We start from the raw sequence: 17,014 nt of genomic DNA on the forward strand, positions 1-17,014 counted from the left end.
TATAGAACGAGGTCGGGAGAGAAGGAGTCCACTACCTAAGAGGCTACTTCTCTTCCCTCTACCTAATCGATTCAAATACGTACCCCATGCTGAAAGTCCACGTTATTCTTTATACAATAATCCTCGGCTATTCGGATAAGTCGGAAATTGATTGAATGGAATCGTCCAATCTTGTTCTGGCACAGCAAAGGCAAAACGATTCACTAATTGATCGGAAAAGACGCGTAAACTATGCAACGTGATCCATTCACCTGCGCATCGGTGCATTTTTCGGAAGTCACCGCCACCTTGCGCAATCATCTCATACTCTTCTTCATAAGAGATTTTTTTCGCTTTACCAATATACCGTTTGATCAAAAATGCCTCTGGTGAATCCACTGTCCGTTCATCATGATTTGTTCCATACAAATCTAAAATCACCCAGCTGTCTTTAGGAATGCGGTAACCATCTACTTCTACATCTTGCAAAGCAAATGCCGGTAACATGGGGAAAAATGGATAGTATCGACGCATCTCCTGAATAAAAGGATCTTGTAACTCCGTAAAATCATTTTTCAGTTGTTGATAGAGATCTGGTCGGCTGAAAAGAGCATGCCCCATCAATGCCGCCCATACGGTCAATGCCACAGTCGGCCGTATGATATTCAACAGTTCTACCGCAGCAATATCCAATGGTAAGAGATTTCCCTTAAGATCGGTCGCATTCGCAAAAGCATAGAGCGCTACATTTTCTTTTCCGGCTACTGGATTTTCTCGTGCTTCTTCTAACAACTCTTGCGCCCATTTTTCTGATTTTTTTCGATTCTCTACTCCTTTAAAATGATCGATCGGCGAAGTGACTGTCCCACTGATCATAGAGATCTGATAATCTGCCAGTTGGTTGATCTCTTCTTCTGAATAATCCGCTAAGTTGATTCCCGACCACTCACATATAGCGGTAAAAAGTACTTTTTTACTCAGGTCAAATAACTCAAAAGTACCATGTTGTTGTTCCAATTCATGTGCCAATACTCGATCCAATATTTGATGATAGTCTTCCATTCGCTCTGGCGTCATCAAATCCATAAAAATTGCTTTACGGTGATGATGTTCCGCGCCATCTAAAGACTGCACACCGTCCTTTCCAAACAATGTTTTTTGGACCATTTTAGGCATTGCACCTTCTCGTTTGAAATTTCTTGGATCATAAAAACGCTTCGCTGCCTCTTCTCCGTAGATGATCACAGCTTCCTTATTGAATATCTTTGCTTTCACAACAGGTGATTGGGCTTCTTCTCTTAGCTTTCCAAGCATTTTGTAGCCCTCGTTATAGTATTTTTTGATTTCGGTCATTTTGATATCGACCACGGGAATTTCTTGCATGTTTTTTGCTCCTCCTAATAAATAACTTTAGATATTATTAGGATACTCCTTGTACAATAAAACTGACAAAAGAAGTGTTTGAGACGGAACTATACCATTTATTCCTCTTGCGCTGCCTAATCCCAAATAAACGGCTTCCTCATAACTCATTCACATTAAATAAGATTTCATTATAACGTTCTGTAGCTCTGTCACTCACTTGTCCTTTTTCACAAAAAGATAATTTCCTTAACTTAGGCACCACTCTTTCCACTCGAATCATTCCTTCGTCTAATTGGGAAGCCAGCGCATGTAGTGCTTCTTTAAATCGCACGTCTTTTCTAGCGTATTTGTAAAAAGATAGAACATAGACATAATAAAATAAATTGTAACTTCTAAATGGGTATTCTACTTGCATGAATAGTGTCCCAATCCCATGATGACAAGGTCCAATCGGTTTTTTTATCGTCCAATGAGTCAATAAAAATTCCACTGCTTGGTCCAACCGCTCATCAATGTTGATCCATTCGGAGAAACGAAAAGCATCTAAAACTGTTAAGGTCGTCATAGGTGTAGAAAATTCAGTTTCAGGACCTTTGCAATAACTATACTTATTGCACTTCCATCCGCCATCATCTTCTTGAGTCGCTAGAAAATAATCGAATGTCTTTTTGAGTCTCTTGTCTGTTGCATGTTCCAAATAACACAATGTTCGAAGTGCAGCAGCCGTATGGCAGGGGTAGATCGCACCCTTTGGCGAAACTTTGAATCGTCCATCTTTCCGCCATGCTTCAAATATCAAATTCGCCGTTTCTTGCATGACCTTTTCTCCAGGTAAAACACCGGCATCTAAAAGATACAACGGGCATTCTAACGTAGTAAAAGGGGCGCCTTTGATCAACTTTTTATCTGGTGTTGCCCAGTAATCAAAGCCATTATCGTAGCGATGAGAAAAGATTTCGTCTATCGTTGCTTGATTCTTATTAGCCATTGGCAAGCACCTCCTATCCTCTATTTTAACTTATCTACATACTCCTGACGAACAAAAACAGAAAGCGCATTCTCAAATTGAAAACATAGCAAACAAAAATAAGCCTGATTTTGAAATATTCCATCAAAATCAGACTTGTTCTTTTTATAAAAATCATTTGTTTTGAGAATCGATGATGATCGTCACTGGCCCATCATTGACCAGAGACACAGCCATATCTGCGCCAAATTCGCCTGTTTCCACTGTGATTCCTCGTTGTCTTAGCCCATCATTAAAGGCTTCGTATAAAGGAATCGCTGTTTCCGGGCGAGCCGCTGCGATAAAACTTGGGCGATTGCCCTTTTTTGTATCTGCAAAAAGCGTGAACTGAGAAATACTCAACAGCGCTCCTTTGACATCTTCAATACTTAGATTCATTTTTCCTTGTTCATCTTCAAAGATACGCATCTGGGCAATTTTTTTGATCAAATAATCGACGTCTGTTTGCGTATCTGTTTCATGAACACCTAGTAAAATCAACAAACCATGATCGATACGCCCCACTTCTCGTTCGTTGATCGACACAGCTGCTTGACTCACTCGTTGGATCACTGCGCGCAAGGTACTACCTCCTAGCCATTCATCCGGCGTACGCTATATACATCCGGTACGGTCTTGATTTTATCGACAATACTTTTTAGGTGAGACAAGTTACGTATCCCTACTGTCAAATGGATTGTCGCCATTTTGTCTTTATTCGTTCGTGCTTCGACACTGTTTAGATTTTTAGTCATCGCATTCACTGTTTGCAAGACGTCATTTAACATGCCCGAACGATTATAGCCATAGATCTCTAAATCAGCATCATACTCTTTGTTCGTATTTGAAGTGTCTTCCCATTCCACGTCAATCAAACGTTCTTCCACATTTGGCTTATCTGGTTGGACATTCGGACAGTCTTTACGGTGGATCGAGATACCACGTCCTTTGGTGATATAGCCCACGATGTCATCCCCTGGTACAGGATTACAACAACGGCTGATCCGGATCAACAAGTTTTCAACACCTTGGATGACGACGCCACCTTCATGACGAACCTTCATTTTTTCAGGCTCTTTTTTAGGTTGATTCATCAACTCTTCTGCTTCTTGTTTTTGTTGCTCGATTTTTTGTTCTTTCCGCTCTTTTTCAGTCAAGCGATTAGCCATCGTCAATGGACTTACTTCGCCATAACCAATCGCAGCATACATATCTTCTTCTGTTTGAAAATTCAAGCGTTCTAATGCGTCGTGTAATTTATTTTTTGAAAGAATCTCCTTTGGTACAAAACCAAGATCCATAATACACTTCACTAAAGCTTCATGGCCCTTCGTCACATTTTCGTCTCGATCTTGCCCTTTGAAGAAACGCTTGATTTTATTTCTTGCTTTACTTGTGGCTACTAATTTCAGCCAATCACGACTTGGTCCAAATGAATTTGGCGAAGTCAGAATCTCGATGATATCACCATTCTTCAATTTGTAATCTAATTGGACCATTTTCCCATTGATTTTGGCACCAGTCGTTTTGTTCCCGATATCTGTATGGATGCTATAAGCAAAGTCTAACGGTCCTGATCCTTTAGGAAGTTCAGTCACATCGCCTTTAGGAGTGAACACATAGACTTTATCACTAAAGATATCGCCTTTCACACCCTCCATGAATTCAGAAGCATCGTAACTTTCATCTTGCAATTCGATGATCTCATGGAACCAACTTAACTGTTTTGTCATCCCATCTGGTTCGACTTTGTCGCCTTTTCCTTCTTTATATGCCCAGTGAGCAGCTACCCCAAACTCAGCGATTTCGTGCATTTCTTGGGTACGGATCTGGATCTCGACAGGGTTGCCAGCTGGTCCGATAACAGTCGTATGCAACGATTGATACATATTCGCTTTAGGCATCGCGATATAATCTTTGAATCTACCTGGCATCGGTTTCCATTTCGTATGGATCGCTCCTAGTACTGCATAACAATCTTTGATCGAATCCACGATCACTCGGATTGCTAGTAGATCGTAGATTTCATTGAACTGCTTCTTTTGGTCTTTCATCTTACGGTAAATCGAATAGATGTGTTTCGGGCGACCATAGATCTCTGCAAAAATCCCCAATTCTTCCGTTGCTAAACGGATATCCTCCACTGTACCACTGACGTAATTTTCACGTTCTTCTCGTTTTGTTTGCATCAAGTGGACGATTCGATAATATTGCTTCGGATTGAGATAACGCAGCGCCGTATCCTCTAATTCCCATTTGATCCGGCTGATCCCTAAACGATGAGCAAGCGGTGCGTATATTTCCAATGTTTCTTGCGCAATGCGTCGTTGTTTATCTTCCCGCAAATGCTTTAACGTACGCATGTTATGTAAACGATCGGCTAACTTCACCATGATTACACGTAAATCTTGAGCCATAGCTAATAACATTTTGCGATGATTTTCCGCTAGTTGTTCTTCGTGGGATTTATATTTGATTTTACCTAACTTCGTCACTCCGTCCACCAACATTGCCACGTCGTTCCCGAAGGCTTCTCTTAAATCTTCTAAGGTTACTTCTGTATCTTCTACCACATCATGTAAAAAACCAGTGGCAACCGTATGGGGGTCCATTCGTAGATCTGCAAGAATCCCTGCAACTTGGATCGGATGGATGATATAAGGTTCTCCTGATTTACGAAATTGTCCCTCATGTGCAGTGGTCGCGTAGTCACATGCTTTTTGCACAAAAGCGACATGTTCAGGTCCCATGTATTGGCTAACCATCTTAATGACGTCAGGCCCTGTTAATATTTCTTCTTTTGGCATGGGAAACATCCCCCTTTCTATTCATAATCAAAACAGATATTTTTTGTCGTGAGAAAGCATTTTTTTATAGCTTAGGATTAAATAATTGTTCTTATTATACCGATTGTGTCAATGATTTTCAATTCCGTACAAAAGGCAAAATCCCACTTTCACTTTGAGGGATCAAGAAAATAGGAAAATTCATACATTTGTTTTGTAGAAAATCGTTATCCCTAACGATTAACTCGCCTATTACTTGCTAAGTGCTTGTAATTCAAGTTGAAAACTTGCGGCACTTAACAAATACAATGGCGCAGTTTCTGTTCGTAGGATTCTTGGACCAAGACCACAAAGAATGCCACCTTGTGATTCAAAATGAGCGACTTCTTGAGGTGATAATCCGCCTTCTGGTCCAAACACTGCAAGGATACGAGTACCTGGTAAAACAGATTGCAGTATTTTGGCTAAATTAGCGGCTTCCCCTTGTTTTGCTGATTCTTCATATGCAATCAGAAGGACATCATACGAACTGAGCGTCTCATAAAATTGCTTTTCTGTCTCCATTAAAGATACTTGCGGTACGACTTGGCGATGCGACTGTTCCGCCGCTTCCTGTGCAATCTTGACCAAGCGTTCTTGTCGCTTTTTGCGTTTTTTGGCATCCCATTTAACGACAGAAGCAGCAGCAGGAAATCCCACAAACCCGTGAGCGCCTAGCTCTGTCCCTTTTTGTACGATCCAATCCAACTTATCCCCTTTAGGATATCCGCTAGCAATCGTGATCTTGCAGGGTAATTCTTTTTGAACACTTTCTTTCGCCACTTCGACTAAGAAGACTTCATTCTCCTTCATTTCACTGATTTCTGCAATGATCGCGATCTGGTCGTTAAATGCTAAATAGACCTGATCTTTCACTGCCATTCGCATGACTCTTACCATATGGTGATAGGCTTCACCCTCTATTACAAAACGCTCTTGTGGTCGATAAGGCTCATCTAGAAAATATCGTTGCATTTAATCCACCTCAGGCTTTTTTAGCATAATGGCATACCAATCTTTTTGTTGGAACACTTGATCGACAACAAAACCTTGTTCTTCCATCGCCGTAAGAACCATTTCTTTCTTCTCTTCAATGATTCCAGAAACGATCAACGTCCCAGTTTGTTTTAGTAAACGCCACGCATCAGGAATCATCAACAAAATGATATCTGCCAAAATATTAGCTACGATCACATCGCTCTCGATCTCAATGCCTTCTAATAGGTCATTGGCTGACACATGCACATCTTTTGCTACTTCATTTAGGTCCATATTTTCTTTTGCTGAACGCACTGCCACTTCATCGAGATCATACGCATAGACTTCTTTTGCCCCTAAATGCTTCGCCGCAATACTCAACACTCCGGAACCAGTACCGACATCTAAAAGCGTTTCTCCACCTCGCAAGGTCGACTCCAGTGCTTGTAATGTCAAAGAAGTCGTTGGATGCGTACCTGTTCCAAACGCCATCCCTGGATCTAATGTAATGATTTTTTCTAATGGATCAGACGTTTGGTAACTTTCCCAACTTGGTACGACAGTTAGTAGACGTGTGATTCGAACCGGATGATAATATTTTTTCCAAGCCGTTGCCCAATTGCTTTCTTCGACTTCACTCACCGTCACAATGTTCTTACCGATCGCTAATCCAAATTCGGGTAATTTTGTCACACTTTCTTTGATAAAAGGTAAAATTTCCGGTAAAAAGATCGTTTCAGGGAAATAAGCCATCACGATGGCCCCCTCTTCAATCGTTGTAAAATCTTCTTTTGTCAGGATTTCTCCATAAGGATCAGATTTAAAATTTTCGACGTCCAATGAATCTTCGATCGCGACACCACTCGCTCCTGCTTCCATTAAAATATTTGCGACTGCTTCAACCGCTTCACTCGCCGTTTCGATTTTGACTTCATTCCATTTCATATACGTTGCTCCTTAATAGCTGGGATAGGGTAGATATACATCTTTTTCATTTTGTTGTTTTTCTTCGACTAAACGTGTGAACACATGGTTGTCCCATTTCAATTCAAAGACAGCTGTTTCGTCTTCTGCATCTAAAAAATCTAAAAGATCACTTTGACCTTGTGCTAATACATCATTCAAGTAGTCAATCAGTGCATCGGCTACAGAACTCGCTAACCCTTTCTTTCCTTCATAAGGAATCACTGCCAGATAATCTTGCTCATCAAATGTAGATTTTTCTGGGTTGAATAATAAGACACCATCTTCAAATTCAATGATTTCTTCTTCCGAGACAACACCTTGGGCATCATCTAATTCAAAATGTGCCTGATTTTCTGCAAATAAACGTACCACGATCTCAATCGTATGGTTTTTTGTGTCCCAATCTAACGCCACATCATAGTCTGTGATCTTCTTTTCAATGGCTGTATCAAGGTAATCCAATATTGTTGTTTTCTTCATTTTGTTTCCTCCAACCCCAGTCTTCATCGACTTGGTTCTTTTTTTGTAATGAAAGATACGGATTTCCAGCAACGACAAAACGCAATGGTTTTTCCGTCCATTCTCCTTTATTCGGTATACCGATTCTAGGCAACGCCAATATTTTTTTGGGTAGCCGTTTTTTCTCAAAAACCAAACGCAACGAGCTACCACGAATCGACTGTCCATATAAATCTGGTGATAGACCTAAGGCTGCCACTAATTTCCCTGGACCATTACTAATATCAGGACCCGCCTTCCCTTTGCGATTCAGGCTCATTTGCTCAATCCCCTCCACAGGCTCAATGGCACGGATCATCACTCCTTGTGGTACTCCTTCAGGTTGTGTGATGATATTTAAAATCAAGTGGGTGTGCATCGTGTAGAGATAGATCGTTCCTGGTTCTTCATACATTGCACGCACTCGAGGCGTACGCCGCATACCATAACTGTGAGCAGCCAGATCTTCCGGACCTAAGTAAGCTTCTGCATCTACGATATAGCCACCTAAGCGCCCATTTGGTGTTTCATATTCCAGATACATTCCTAGTAAATCTTTTGCCACTTCTGCCGTTGTTTTATTTAATAAAAGTTCATCTAATTGTTTTTGATTTGTCATTTGCTTCACCACCTTTATCATACACAATATTAGGCAAAGAAGCTATGAAAAAAGCGGGTCAACGAGTTGGCGATTGCCATTGCTGAACTAGAGAAACCTATTTCTAGCTTCTCGCCCTATTCTGACTATTCCTCCGCCTTTTGCGACCCTTTATCCTATGAGATATGTTATAATAAACGAACGAATAATCTAAAGGAGGCAGACTGATGCAACAACCATTAGCCTATCGGATGCGTCCGAAAAATATCGATGAAGTCGTTGGCCAACGCCATTTAGTTGGTGAAGGTAAAATCATTCGCCGTATGGTTGATGCAGAAATGTTATCTTCCATGATTTTATATGGACCACCCGGCACAGGAAAGACAAGTATCGCTAGTGCCATTGCTGGCTCAACTAATTTTGCCTTTCGGATGTTGAATGCCGCGACTGATTCTAAAAAAGATCTACAAGTTGTCGCCGAAGAAGCTAGAATGAGCGGTACTGTGATTCTTTTACTTGACGAAGTCCATCGATTAGATAAAACAAAGCAAGATTTTTTACTTCCGCATTTAGAAAACGGTCGTATCATCTTGATTGGGGCAACCACTGAAAATCCTTATATCACGATTAATCCAGCAATCCGTAGTCGGACACAGATCTTTGAGGTAAAACCGTTAGACGAAGAAGATATCCAATTAGCCATTCATCGTGCATTGTCCGATAAAGAAAATGGCTTAGGAGAATCATCGATTAAAATAGATGAAAATGCCTTGCTTCATCTATCTCGTGCCACTAACGGTGATTTGAGAAGCGCACTTAATGGCTTGGAACTTGCTGTACGTTCCACTAAAAAACAAGAAGACGGTACAATTCATCTCACCCTCGCGATTATCGAAGAGTGTATCCAGCGAAAAGCATTGACGCATGATAAAAATGGAGATGCTCACTATGATGTGATCTCCGCATTTCAAAAATCCATTCGTGGGAGCGACGTGGATGCTGCATTACATTACTTGGCGCGTTTAGTCGAGGCTGGGGATTTAGCAAGTATTTGTCGTCGCCTGATGGTGATTGGCTACGAAGATATTGGCTTAGGCAACCCTGCTGCTGCGGCTCGAACAGTCAACGCTGTGCTAGCTGCCGAACGTTTAGGTCTACCAGAAGGTCGTATCCCTTTAGCTGATGCAGTCGTCGATCTTTGCCTTTCACCAAAATCCAATTCTGCCTATACCGCATTAGATACAGCCATTGCAGACATCAGAGCAGGAAAGGCAGGTGAAGTTCCTGATCACTTAAAAGATAGCCATTATCAAGGTGCCAAGTCATTGAATCGAGGTGTAGACTATCAATATCCTCATAGCTACGAAAATGCTTGGGTCGATCAACAATATCTACCTGATAAACTGAAACATACACAGTATTATCAACCTAAAAATACTGGGAAGTACGAACAAGCCTTAGGACAGCAATATCAGCGCATTAAAGAATGGCAGAAAAAAACACAATAACCACCGTCATTGAAAGCGTTCAAAATTATTGAGCGCCCACATTGCTCTTTTTAAATCCATGTGCTACTATAGAAGTGGGAAATCTGTGATGTTCGAATTGTCCTCTTTGTGTGTTGACCGAACATTTTTATTGATATCTTGGGACCTGTCTTGTGTCACAGCTGGTAACATGCCTTATCATTTGGTAGTTCGATGCGACGACCATGGGACCCACCTGCTTGAATTCGCGGGATCAATACTACAGGACAAACAACGGCATTAACGGAGATTACCATTTTTTTACCTATTAAGAGGCAGTACCGATTTATCGGTACTGCCTCTTTTATGGTATGATTGGTTTTAGAAAAAGTAGGAGTGGATACAATGATTCGTTTATTGATGGCGATTGCCGCCTTATTGCTATTATTTGTCAGTTATTACTTATTTAAAAAACAAACGATTTTTTTCGTTCTTATCGAACAGAATAAAAAGAATCAAGATTTTCTAAGTATTTTCGGTTCGATCTACGCGTTTTTAGGACTTCTAGGACTCGTTGTCGTAGCAATCAATCATCGTTTTTTTGCATTACTTTATTTAGTCATCGTAATTGCTGTTGCCTCTGTCTTCAGCATCAGTTTTGCCAAAAAAATGACGAAACCTGACAGTAAATAATTCTCATTTCTTTGAATTTGCTTTACAATAGAATTGTAAGCCAAGTATCTTTTTTGAAGGAGTGAATGCTGATGTTACAACAATATAGAAAAATCATGGTTGCGGTCGACGGTTCTGAAGAAGCCGAATTAGCGTTTAAAAAAGCAGTAAACGTTGCTTTAAGAAATAACAGCGAGCTTTTATTAGCTCATGTCATTGACACACGATCTTTCCAAACTGTTTCATCCTTTGATGGCATGTTGGCAGAACAAGCAACAGAAATGGCCAAGCAAACACTAGCCGATTATGAGATGAAAGCTAAAAAAGCTGGATTACATCAAGTGACAACTGTGGTAGAATACGGTTCTCCAAAGCATATCATTGCTAAAGAAATCCCTGAAGACCATGAAGTGGACTTGATCCTTTTAGGTGCAACTGGACTCAACGCAGTCGAACGTCTATTTATCGGTTCTGTTTCAGAATACGTTATTCGCAATGCAGCATGTGATGTTCTAGTCGTACGTACAAACTTAGAAAATCAATTACCAAAAAAGGAAGATAAGTAATTATTTCATAAAAAGCATTGAGAAATAAAAATTTCTCAATGCTTTTTATTAGTTAGATTCTGTCTTTGAACGTAGCATGAGCAATCTTTCTTTGCTATCTACTGTGCCTTCTGTAACAGGAGTAATTGATTCATACGACAAAGAATTGGTAATAATCACCATTACCGTATCATCATAACCGGCTTGCTTGAGCTTTTGCTGATCAAATCTTCCCAACAACTGGCCTTTCTTTACCTTATCTCCTACCTGAAATTCTGTCGAAAACCCTTGACCATTTAATTCAACTGTATCAATACCGATATGGATCAAAATTTCTCCACCAGCATCCGTTTTCAATCCATAGGCATGTTTCGATTCATAAACAACAGTCAGTTCACCATCGGCTGGAGCAAATAAAAGTCCTTCCGTTGGTCTGATTGCTATTCCTTTCCCCATCATTTCTTGAGAAAACACAGGGTCATTTACTGCTTGCAGTGATATCAGTTCACCAGAAACAGGAGCAACGATTACTTCTTCTATCACACGTTCCTCCTCTTCTTTTGCAACACTCGGTACATCTGCTGTTTCCGGTTCTTCACTAGCAAGTAGGTATGCATGTTTTTTTCCATAAAGATATGTTGTAGTGAAACCAACGAGTAAACTGATCAGGATACCTATCATGAAAAAAGGAATCTGATTAGGCGTAATTGAAATAAAGCCGATGACGCTGGCGGGACCTAAAGCAATAGCAAGTACATGGAAAAAACCGATGAACATGGAGGAGATCCCGGCAGCAATCATTCCACAAATAAATGGAAACTTTAATTTTAGATTGACACCAAAAATTGCTGGCTCTGTAATTCCTAGTAAAGCAGAGATGCTAGCAGAAGTTGCTAAACTTTTTTGCTTTGTATTTTTAGTCAATAACATGATGGCAAGTGTTGCTGCCCCCTGTCCAACGTTTGCCATTGAAGCAACTGGGAAAATAAATGTTCCTCCCGTTCGAGCCACATCAGCCAATAAAGATGTTTCAATTGCTGGAAAACTTTGATGAAGACCAGTGATCACGATTGGTGAATAGAACAAACCAAAAATCCCTAAGCCGATTGCTCCAGTTGTTTGATACAACCAACTCAACCCTGCTGTTAAGCTGTCTCCGACTGCTTGCATCACTGGACCAACCACAACGAATGTCAAAAAACCTGTAATGATAATTGCTAACATCGGTGTAAATGTATAATCAAATGCATTAAGTAAACGTTTATGGAAAAATTTCTCTAAATTCGCCAAAATCCATGAAACAGCTAAAACTGGTAAGACCGATCCTTGGTAACCTGCTTGAGCAATGTTTAACCCAAAAATATTCCAATAAGGCATTGTTCCTTCTGCCACAGCATTTGCTACGCTGTACCCATTGACCAGCTCCGGCATCACCATCGCCATTGCCATTGCTGCTCCTAGATAAGGATTGCCACCAAATCTTCGCGTTGCTGAAAAACCTACTAGGATCGGAAGAAATGCAAATGGAGCAGAAGCCAGTAAATTAATAATGCTAGTCACATCTTTTAAATTAGGATACATCTCAATCACTGATTGTGGTCCGAATAGATCTTGTGCGGTCAAAACATTATTGATTGCCATCAATAACCCACCTGCGACTAAAGCAGGAACAATTGGTACGAAGATATCAGACAGTACTTTGATCAAGGACATAAAAGGATTCTGTTTCTTCCCTGATTGTGCTACCGCTTTCAAATCGTCAGTCGACGCTTCTTTTGTACCGGTCAGCTGGATAAGTTCGTCGTAAACGTTATTCACATCACCTGCGCCTATAATGATTTGGAATTGATGGTTTGCTTCAAAGGTTCCTTTTACTTCATCAATGGCATCTAGTGCCTTTTGATTCACTTTCGCTTGATCTTTTAATACTAAACGCAAACGAGTTGCACAATGTGCGGCAGCTTGGATATTATTTTCCCCTAGTGCGTCATTGATTTCTTTTGCCACTTTTTTATAATCCACTTTTTGTCCCCCCTATATAATCTAAACATCAATTTTTTTGTAACCGTTATCCTAGCTTGAGTATGCCACGACACTTCACAATTGTCAAACGTTTATCAAAAATAAATCTTATCTTTTATAATAAATAACTAGAGAGAATGATGAAAAAAACAACAATAATGATATACGTTTGACATTGATGCTGGTTCGAGCTATTCTATAATAGAATACGTTTACAAGGAGTCGTACTTATGAATAATAATTTTAAATGGACACGTCAACTACGTTATCAAGCTTATCAGGCGTGGCCTCAAGAGTATCAAACACTGTTAAAGGAACAAGTAGCTCATTCTCCTTGGCGTTTGGATTACCACATTCAACCACCTTCTGGTTTGTTGAACGACCCAAATGGTTTTTCTTTTTTCAACGGCAAATGGCACTTATTTTACCAAGCTTATCCGATGGGCACTGTTCATGGGCTAAAATCTTGGTACCACTTGACTTCGAAGAATTTAGTCGATTGGCAAGAGGAAGGATTGAAACTTCTACCCAGCACATCATATGATAGTCATGGCGTCTATTCCGGTTCAGCACTTCCGGTTAATGACAAATTATTTTTGGCCTATACAGGCAATGTCCGTGATGAAAATTGGGCACGCACTTCGTCTCAGTTGGGTGCATGGATGCAACCTAATGGCGAACTATCCAAATTAACCACCCCACTGATTTCTAAGCCCCCTTACGGCTATACACAAGAATTTCGAGATCCTCAAGTGATTTTTTATAAAGACGAATATTTGTTATTGTTGGGTGCACAAAATCAAAATAAACAAGGGGAAATTTTAGTTTACCGTAGTCCCGATCTAGACACTTGGTCTTACGCAGGTCCTTTACAATTTACGCAACAATCGATGGGATTTATGATCGAGTGTCCTAACTTAGTATTCATTGACGGAAAAGCGCTATTGCTCTTTTGTCCACAAGGCTTAGAACAGTCAATTTTGGAGTATCAAAATATATACCCGAATACTTACATCATCGGAGAAGCCTATGACATCGAAACGAATCAACTTACCCAACCTTCAACCCTTAAAAATCTTGACGAAGGCTTTGATCTTTATGCTACTCAAGCATTCAACGCTCCTGATGGTCGTGCCTTAGCAGTTAGTTGGATCGGGTTGCCTGAAATCAGTTATCCGACTGATCCATTTGGCTGGGCCCATTGTTTAAGTATCGTCAAAGAGTTGACGATCGAAAATGGGACACTCCATCAACGTCCTGTAAAAGAAATGAGTCAATTACGGATTGATCCGCCATGTTCTTTGAATCAATCAGTCTCACAGATAAATACCGAGCAAAATCGCTACGAAATCGACTTAGAGTTTAAAGAAAATCAAAGTGGAAAAATTCATTTATGTAGTGATCCCATGGGAAATAACGGATTGATCCTCTCTTTCGATCGCAGGCATGGTAAAATGAAAATAGATCGTAGCTTATCAGGAGAAGTATTTGCAGAAGATTATGGTGTCACAAGAGAATTTACAATTTCACAAGAACCTTTGTCTTTACAAATCTTTGTTGATATCTCTGTAGTCGAAATCTTTATCAATGACGGTAAACAAACGGCTACTGCCCGAATTTTCCCTTCAAGCGAACAGACCACACTCTTGATCGAATGTGACCATGCCTTCTCAGGAACGCTTTGGAAGTTACGTAAAATGAATGAATAGAGGGTAAGTTAAATGGTTGTTAAATTAACCGATGTAGCCAAAAAGGCTGGAGTCTCACCAACCACTGTATCACGTGTCATCAATAACTACGGCTCATTGAGCCAAAAAACAATCGATAAAGTAAATCAAGCAATGAAAGAATTGAATTATCAACCCAATTCATTGGCTCGTTCTCTTCAAGGAAAAAACACCCAATTGATTGGCTTGATTTTTCCTACAGTTGCCAACCCTTTCTTTGGTGAATTAGTCGAACAATTAGAAAGTAAGCTATTTGATTTAGGATACCGTTCAATATTATGCGATAGTGCAAACAATAAAGAAAAAGAACGAAACTACCTCAACATGTTAGCTGCAAACAAAGTAGATGGTATACTTGCTGGAGCGCATAATCTGGGTATCCAAGAATACGAAAATATTGAACTACCCATTGTCTCCTTCGACCGCTATTTAGCAGAAGGCATTCCAATTATCAGTAGTGACAATTTACGCGGTGGATACTTAGCTACCGAAAACCTTTATTTAAAAGGTGCCAGAAACATTGCCATCCTAACTGGCTCCCAAGAATCAAATTCACCGACCAATCAACGATTGAATGGCTATTTGGCATTTATGGAAGAATTCCAGTTAGAGCCGCACGTGTTTCATTTTCATTCTACTGCCCGCTCAACTGCTTTAAAAAATTTAGAGATCAAACGGATTTTAGAAATGGAAAAAATTGATGCTTTATTTTGTACAGACGATTTAACTGCTATTTTAGCCTATAATCTCTGTCAAGAGTTGCATATTAAAATTCCTGAAGAAATAAAAATCATCGGGTATGATGGAACAAAAATGATTCAAAATTATTTCCCACAGCTCTCGACCATCGCACAACCAATTACAGATATTGCTGACATCTTAGTCGACCTAATGCTCCAACGGATCCAAGATCCAGAGAAACCACTTGAATCCAACTATGTGCTACCAGTGAAATTGATCCAAGGAAGCACGACATAAGATGACCAGCGATTTGAACGAAAGTATATCTTCTATTTTCCTATTACTAGAAGATATACTTTTCTTAGGCGTTGCTTCTAGCTTCGTTCAGCTGATTTAAATTAGGCAAAAAACCAAAAAGAGCTGGACAATGTCCAACTCTTTTTTTAGAACCCTTATGTTAATCTGACTAATTTCTTAGCGTCATCCAAATTAACGCAAGCGTTCTACATCACGTGCAATCATTAATTCTTCATCTGTTGGGATGACTAATACTTTGACTTTTGAGTCTTTTGTTGAGATGTCTAACTCTTCACCACGTAATTTGTTCAATTCTGGATCGATTTCACAACCAAACCATGTCATACCTTTGATCACTTCGTTACGCACATGACCATCATTTTCTCCGATACCCGCAGTAAATACGATTGCGTCAACGCCGTTCATTGTTGTTACATAGCCACCAATATATTTACGGATACGGTCAACAAACACATCATAAGCCAAACGGATTTCTTCTTTATCGTAATTGTTTTCAAGGTCACGCATATCACTAGATAGATTTGTTAACCCTAAAAGACCAGATTTTTTGTTTAAGATATCAACCATTTCATTGATATCGATCGATAATTTTTCCATTAGATAAGGTAAGATCGCTGGATCGATATCACCAGAACGAGTACCCATGGTTACACCTGCTAATGGCGTGAAGCCCATTGATGTATCAACAGATTTACCACCATCAACAGCAGTAATTGAAGCACCATTTCCTAAATGACAAGTAATAATTTTTAAGTCTTCGATTGGTTTACCTAACATGTCTGCCGCACGTTCAGAAACATAACGGTGACTTGTTCCGTGGAACCCATATTTTCTCACTTTAAAATCTTCGTAGTAAGCGATTGGTAAGCTGTACAAGTAATTGTGTTTTGGCATAGTCGCATGGAAAGACGTATCAAAGACAGCTACACTTTGGATATCTGGCAAAATTTTCTTAAATGCTTTGATTCCCATTAAGTTGGCGGGATTATGCAATGGCGCAAATTCTGCTAATTCTTGGATGCGTGCCATTACTTCTTCATCAATGACTACAGAGTCACCATAAGTTTCTCCACCGTGAACGACACGATGTCCGACACCTGTGATTTCATCATATGCGCCTAAAATATTTAATTCGATCAATTGATCTAATAACATTTTTACAGCAACTTCATGATCATCAATATCTAAGATTTGTTCAAATTTTTGGCCTTCACCATACTTGATTGTAAAAATTGAATCATTTAATCCAATTCTTTCAACGATTCCTTTAGCGACTACAGTTTCTTCTGGCATTTGGTATAACTGCCATTTTAAACTTGAACTTCCAGCATTGATTGCAATTGTTTTTGACATGTTACTCTCCTTTTT

At 39.9% G+C, this 17,014-nt stretch carries 15 protein-coding genes and 1 other RNA gene; 6 read left to right on the plus strand and 10 right to left on the minus strand.

What is annotated here, in order from left to right; genetic code table 11:
• Positions 1-102: 102 nt before the first annotated feature.
• The 8 genes from IGJ14_RS12380 to IGJ14_RS12415 form a co-directional block, all read right to left on the minus strand.
• Entirely contained in the window at positions 103-1,362 is a 1,260-nt protein-coding gene (locus IGJ14_RS12380; protein ID WP_019723452.1) for a cytochrome P450, read from the minus strand.
• 139 nt (positions 1,363-1,501) lie between these two features.
• Complete coding sequence (locus IGJ14_RS12385) at positions 1,502-2,332, minus strand: hypothetical protein (RefSeq protein ID WP_019723451.1); 831 nt, start codon at positions 2,330-2,332, stop codon at positions 1,502-1,504.
• 153 nt (positions 2,333-2,485) lie between these two features.
• Positions 2,486-2,932 (minus strand): D-aminoacyl-tRNA deacylase, encoded by a 447-nt coding sequence (dtd, locus tag IGJ14_RS12390; protein ID WP_019723450.1) that lies wholly within the window; start codon positions 2,930-2,932, stop codon positions 2,486-2,488.
• An 11-nt stretch (positions 2,933-2,943) separates the two neighbouring features.
• Positions 2,944-5,157: a RelA/SpoT family protein gene (locus IGJ14_RS12395; RefSeq protein WP_010734222.1), complete on the minus strand. Its 2,214-nt coding sequence runs from the start codon at positions 5,155-5,157 to the stop codon at positions 2,944-2,946.
• 231 nt (positions 5,158-5,388) lie between these two features.
• Entirely contained in the window at positions 5,389-6,150 is a 762-nt protein-coding gene (locus IGJ14_RS12400) for a 16S rRNA (uracil(1498)-N(3))-methyltransferase (RefSeq protein ID WP_019723449.1), read from the minus strand.
• Entirely contained in the window at positions 6,151-7,098 is a 948-nt protein-coding gene (gene prmA, locus IGJ14_RS12405; protein ID WP_019723448.1) for a 50S ribosomal protein L11 methyltransferase, read from the minus strand.
• A gap of 12 nt (positions 7,099-7,110) precedes the next feature.
• Positions 7,111-7,599 (minus strand): DUF3013 family protein, encoded by a 489-nt coding sequence (locus IGJ14_RS12410; protein WP_019723447.1) that lies wholly within the window; start codon positions 7,597-7,599, stop codon positions 7,111-7,113.
• Complete coding sequence (locus IGJ14_RS12415; RefSeq protein ID WP_019723446.1) at positions 7,568-8,236, minus strand: DNA-3-methyladenine glycosylase; 669 nt, start codon at positions 8,234-8,236, stop codon at positions 7,568-7,570. The genes IGJ14_RS12410 and IGJ14_RS12415 overlap by 32 nt, the downstream gene beginning before the upstream one ends.
• Before the next feature lie 206 nt (positions 8,237-8,442).
• Between IGJ14_RS12415 and IGJ14_RS12420 the strand changes: the two genes are divergently transcribed.
• From IGJ14_RS12420 to IGJ14_RS12435, 4 genes are all read left to right on the plus strand, one after another.
• On the plus strand, positions 8,443-9,723 hold the full coding sequence (locus IGJ14_RS12420; RefSeq protein WP_010734217.1) for a replication-associated recombination protein A: 1,281 nt from the start codon (positions 8,443-8,445) through the stop codon (positions 9,721-9,723).
• Between the two features lie 77 nt (positions 9,724-9,800).
• A non-coding RNA gene (gene ssrS / locus IGJ14_RS12425) (6S RNA) lies at positions 9,801-9,995 on the plus strand.
• 91 nt (positions 9,996-10,086) lie between these two features.
• A complete protein-coding gene (locus IGJ14_RS12430; RefSeq protein WP_019723445.1) occupies positions 10,087-10,374 on the plus strand; it encodes a hypothetical protein in 288 nt (95 codons plus the stop codon).
• Positions 10,375-10,445: 71 nt separating this feature from the next.
• Positions 10,446-10,919: a universal stress protein gene (locus IGJ14_RS12435; RefSeq protein WP_010734215.1), complete on the plus strand. Its 474-nt coding sequence runs from the start codon at positions 10,446-10,448 to the stop codon at positions 10,917-10,919.
• 48 nt (positions 10,920-10,967) lie between these two features.
• Here the strand turns inward: IGJ14_RS12435 and IGJ14_RS12440 are convergent, their stop codons facing one another.
• On the minus strand, positions 10,968-12,920 hold the full coding sequence (locus IGJ14_RS12440) for a sucrose-specific PTS transporter subunit IIBC (RefSeq protein WP_104776317.1): 1,953 nt from the start codon (positions 12,918-12,920) through the stop codon (positions 10,968-10,970).
• A 230-nt stretch (positions 12,921-13,150) separates the two neighbouring features.
• Here IGJ14_RS12440 and IGJ14_RS12445 point away from each other — a divergent pair, with 230 nt between their 5' ends.
• The gene (locus tag IGJ14_RS12445; RefSeq protein WP_019724193.1) at positions 13,151-14,629 is read left to right on the plus strand and encodes a sucrose-6-phosphate hydrolase; all 1,479 of its coding nucleotides are present in this window, start codon (positions 13,151-13,153) and stop codon (positions 14,627-14,629) included.
• A gap of 12 nt (positions 14,630-14,641) precedes the next feature.
• Complete coding sequence (locus IGJ14_RS12450) at positions 14,642-15,625, plus strand: LacI family DNA-binding transcriptional regulator (RefSeq protein ID WP_019724192.1); 984 nt, start codon at positions 14,642-14,644, stop codon at positions 15,623-15,625.
• Between the two features lie 192 nt (positions 15,626-15,817).
• On the opposite strand, the gene IGJ14_RS12455 is transcribed toward IGJ14_RS12450, so the two are convergent.
• A complete protein-coding gene (locus IGJ14_RS12455; RefSeq protein WP_062806107.1) occupies positions 15,818-16,999 on the minus strand; it encodes an acetate/propionate family kinase in 1,182 nt (393 codons plus the stop codon).
• Positions 17,000-17,014 lie beyond the last annotated feature (15 nt).

The sequence above is a fragment of the Enterococcus sp. DIV1304_2 genome (assembly GCF_050555445.1).
Lineage (GTDB): Bacteria > Bacillota > Bacilli > Lactobacillales > Enterococcaceae > Enterococcus_B > Enterococcus_B pernyi.

What these genes read in the sequence shown, in the direction of transcription:
- IGJ14_RS12385 (WP_019723451.1), bottom strand. Translation starts at nt 2,332, where the DNA reads ATGGCTAATAAGAATCAAGCAACGATAGACGAAATCTTTTCTCATCGC.
- IGJ14_RS12445 (WP_019724193.1), top strand. Translation starts at nt 13,151, where the DNA reads ATGAATAATAATTTTAAATGGACACGTCAACTACGTTATCAAGCTTAT.
- IGJ14_RS12455 (WP_062806107.1), bottom strand. Translation starts at nt 16,999, where the DNA reads ATGTCAAAAACAATTGCAATCAATGCTGGAAGTTCAAGTTTAAAATGG.
- IGJ14_RS12400 (WP_019723449.1), bottom strand. Translation starts at nt 6,150, where the DNA reads ATGCAACGATATTTTCTAGATGAGCCTTATCGACCACAAGAGCGTTTT.
- IGJ14_RS12410 (WP_019723447.1), bottom strand. Translation starts at nt 7,599, where the DNA reads ATGAAGAAAACAACAATATTGGATTACCTTGATACAGCCATTGAAAAG.
- IGJ14_RS12415 (WP_019723446.1), bottom strand. Translation starts at nt 8,236, where the DNA reads ATGACAAATCAAAAACAATTAGATGAACTTTTATTAAATAAAACAACG.
- IGJ14_RS12380 (WP_019723452.1), bottom strand. Translation starts at nt 1,362, where the DNA reads ATGCAAGAAATTCCCGTGGTCGATATCAAAATGACCGAAATCAAAAAA.
- prmA (WP_019723448.1), bottom strand. Translation starts at nt 7,098, where the DNA reads ATGAAATGGAATGAAGTCAAAATCGAAACGGCGAGTGAAGCGGTTGAA.
- IGJ14_RS12450 (WP_019724192.1), top strand. Translation starts at nt 14,642, where the DNA reads ATGGTTGTTAAATTAACCGATGTAGCCAAAAAGGCTGGAGTCTCACCA.
- IGJ14_RS12430 (WP_019723445.1), top strand. Translation starts at nt 10,087, where the DNA reads ATGATTCGTTTATTGATGGCGATTGCCGCCTTATTGCTATTATTTGTC.
- IGJ14_RS12395 (WP_010734222.1), bottom strand. Translation starts at nt 5,157, where the DNA reads ATGCCAAAAGAAGAAATATTAACAGGGCCTGACGTCATTAAGATGGTT.
- IGJ14_RS12420 (WP_010734217.1), top strand. Translation starts at nt 8,443, where the DNA reads ATGCAACAACCATTAGCCTATCGGATGCGTCCGAAAAATATCGATGAA.
- IGJ14_RS12435 (WP_010734215.1), top strand. Translation starts at nt 10,446, where the DNA reads ATGTTACAACAATATAGAAAAATCATGGTTGCGGTCGACGGTTCTGAA.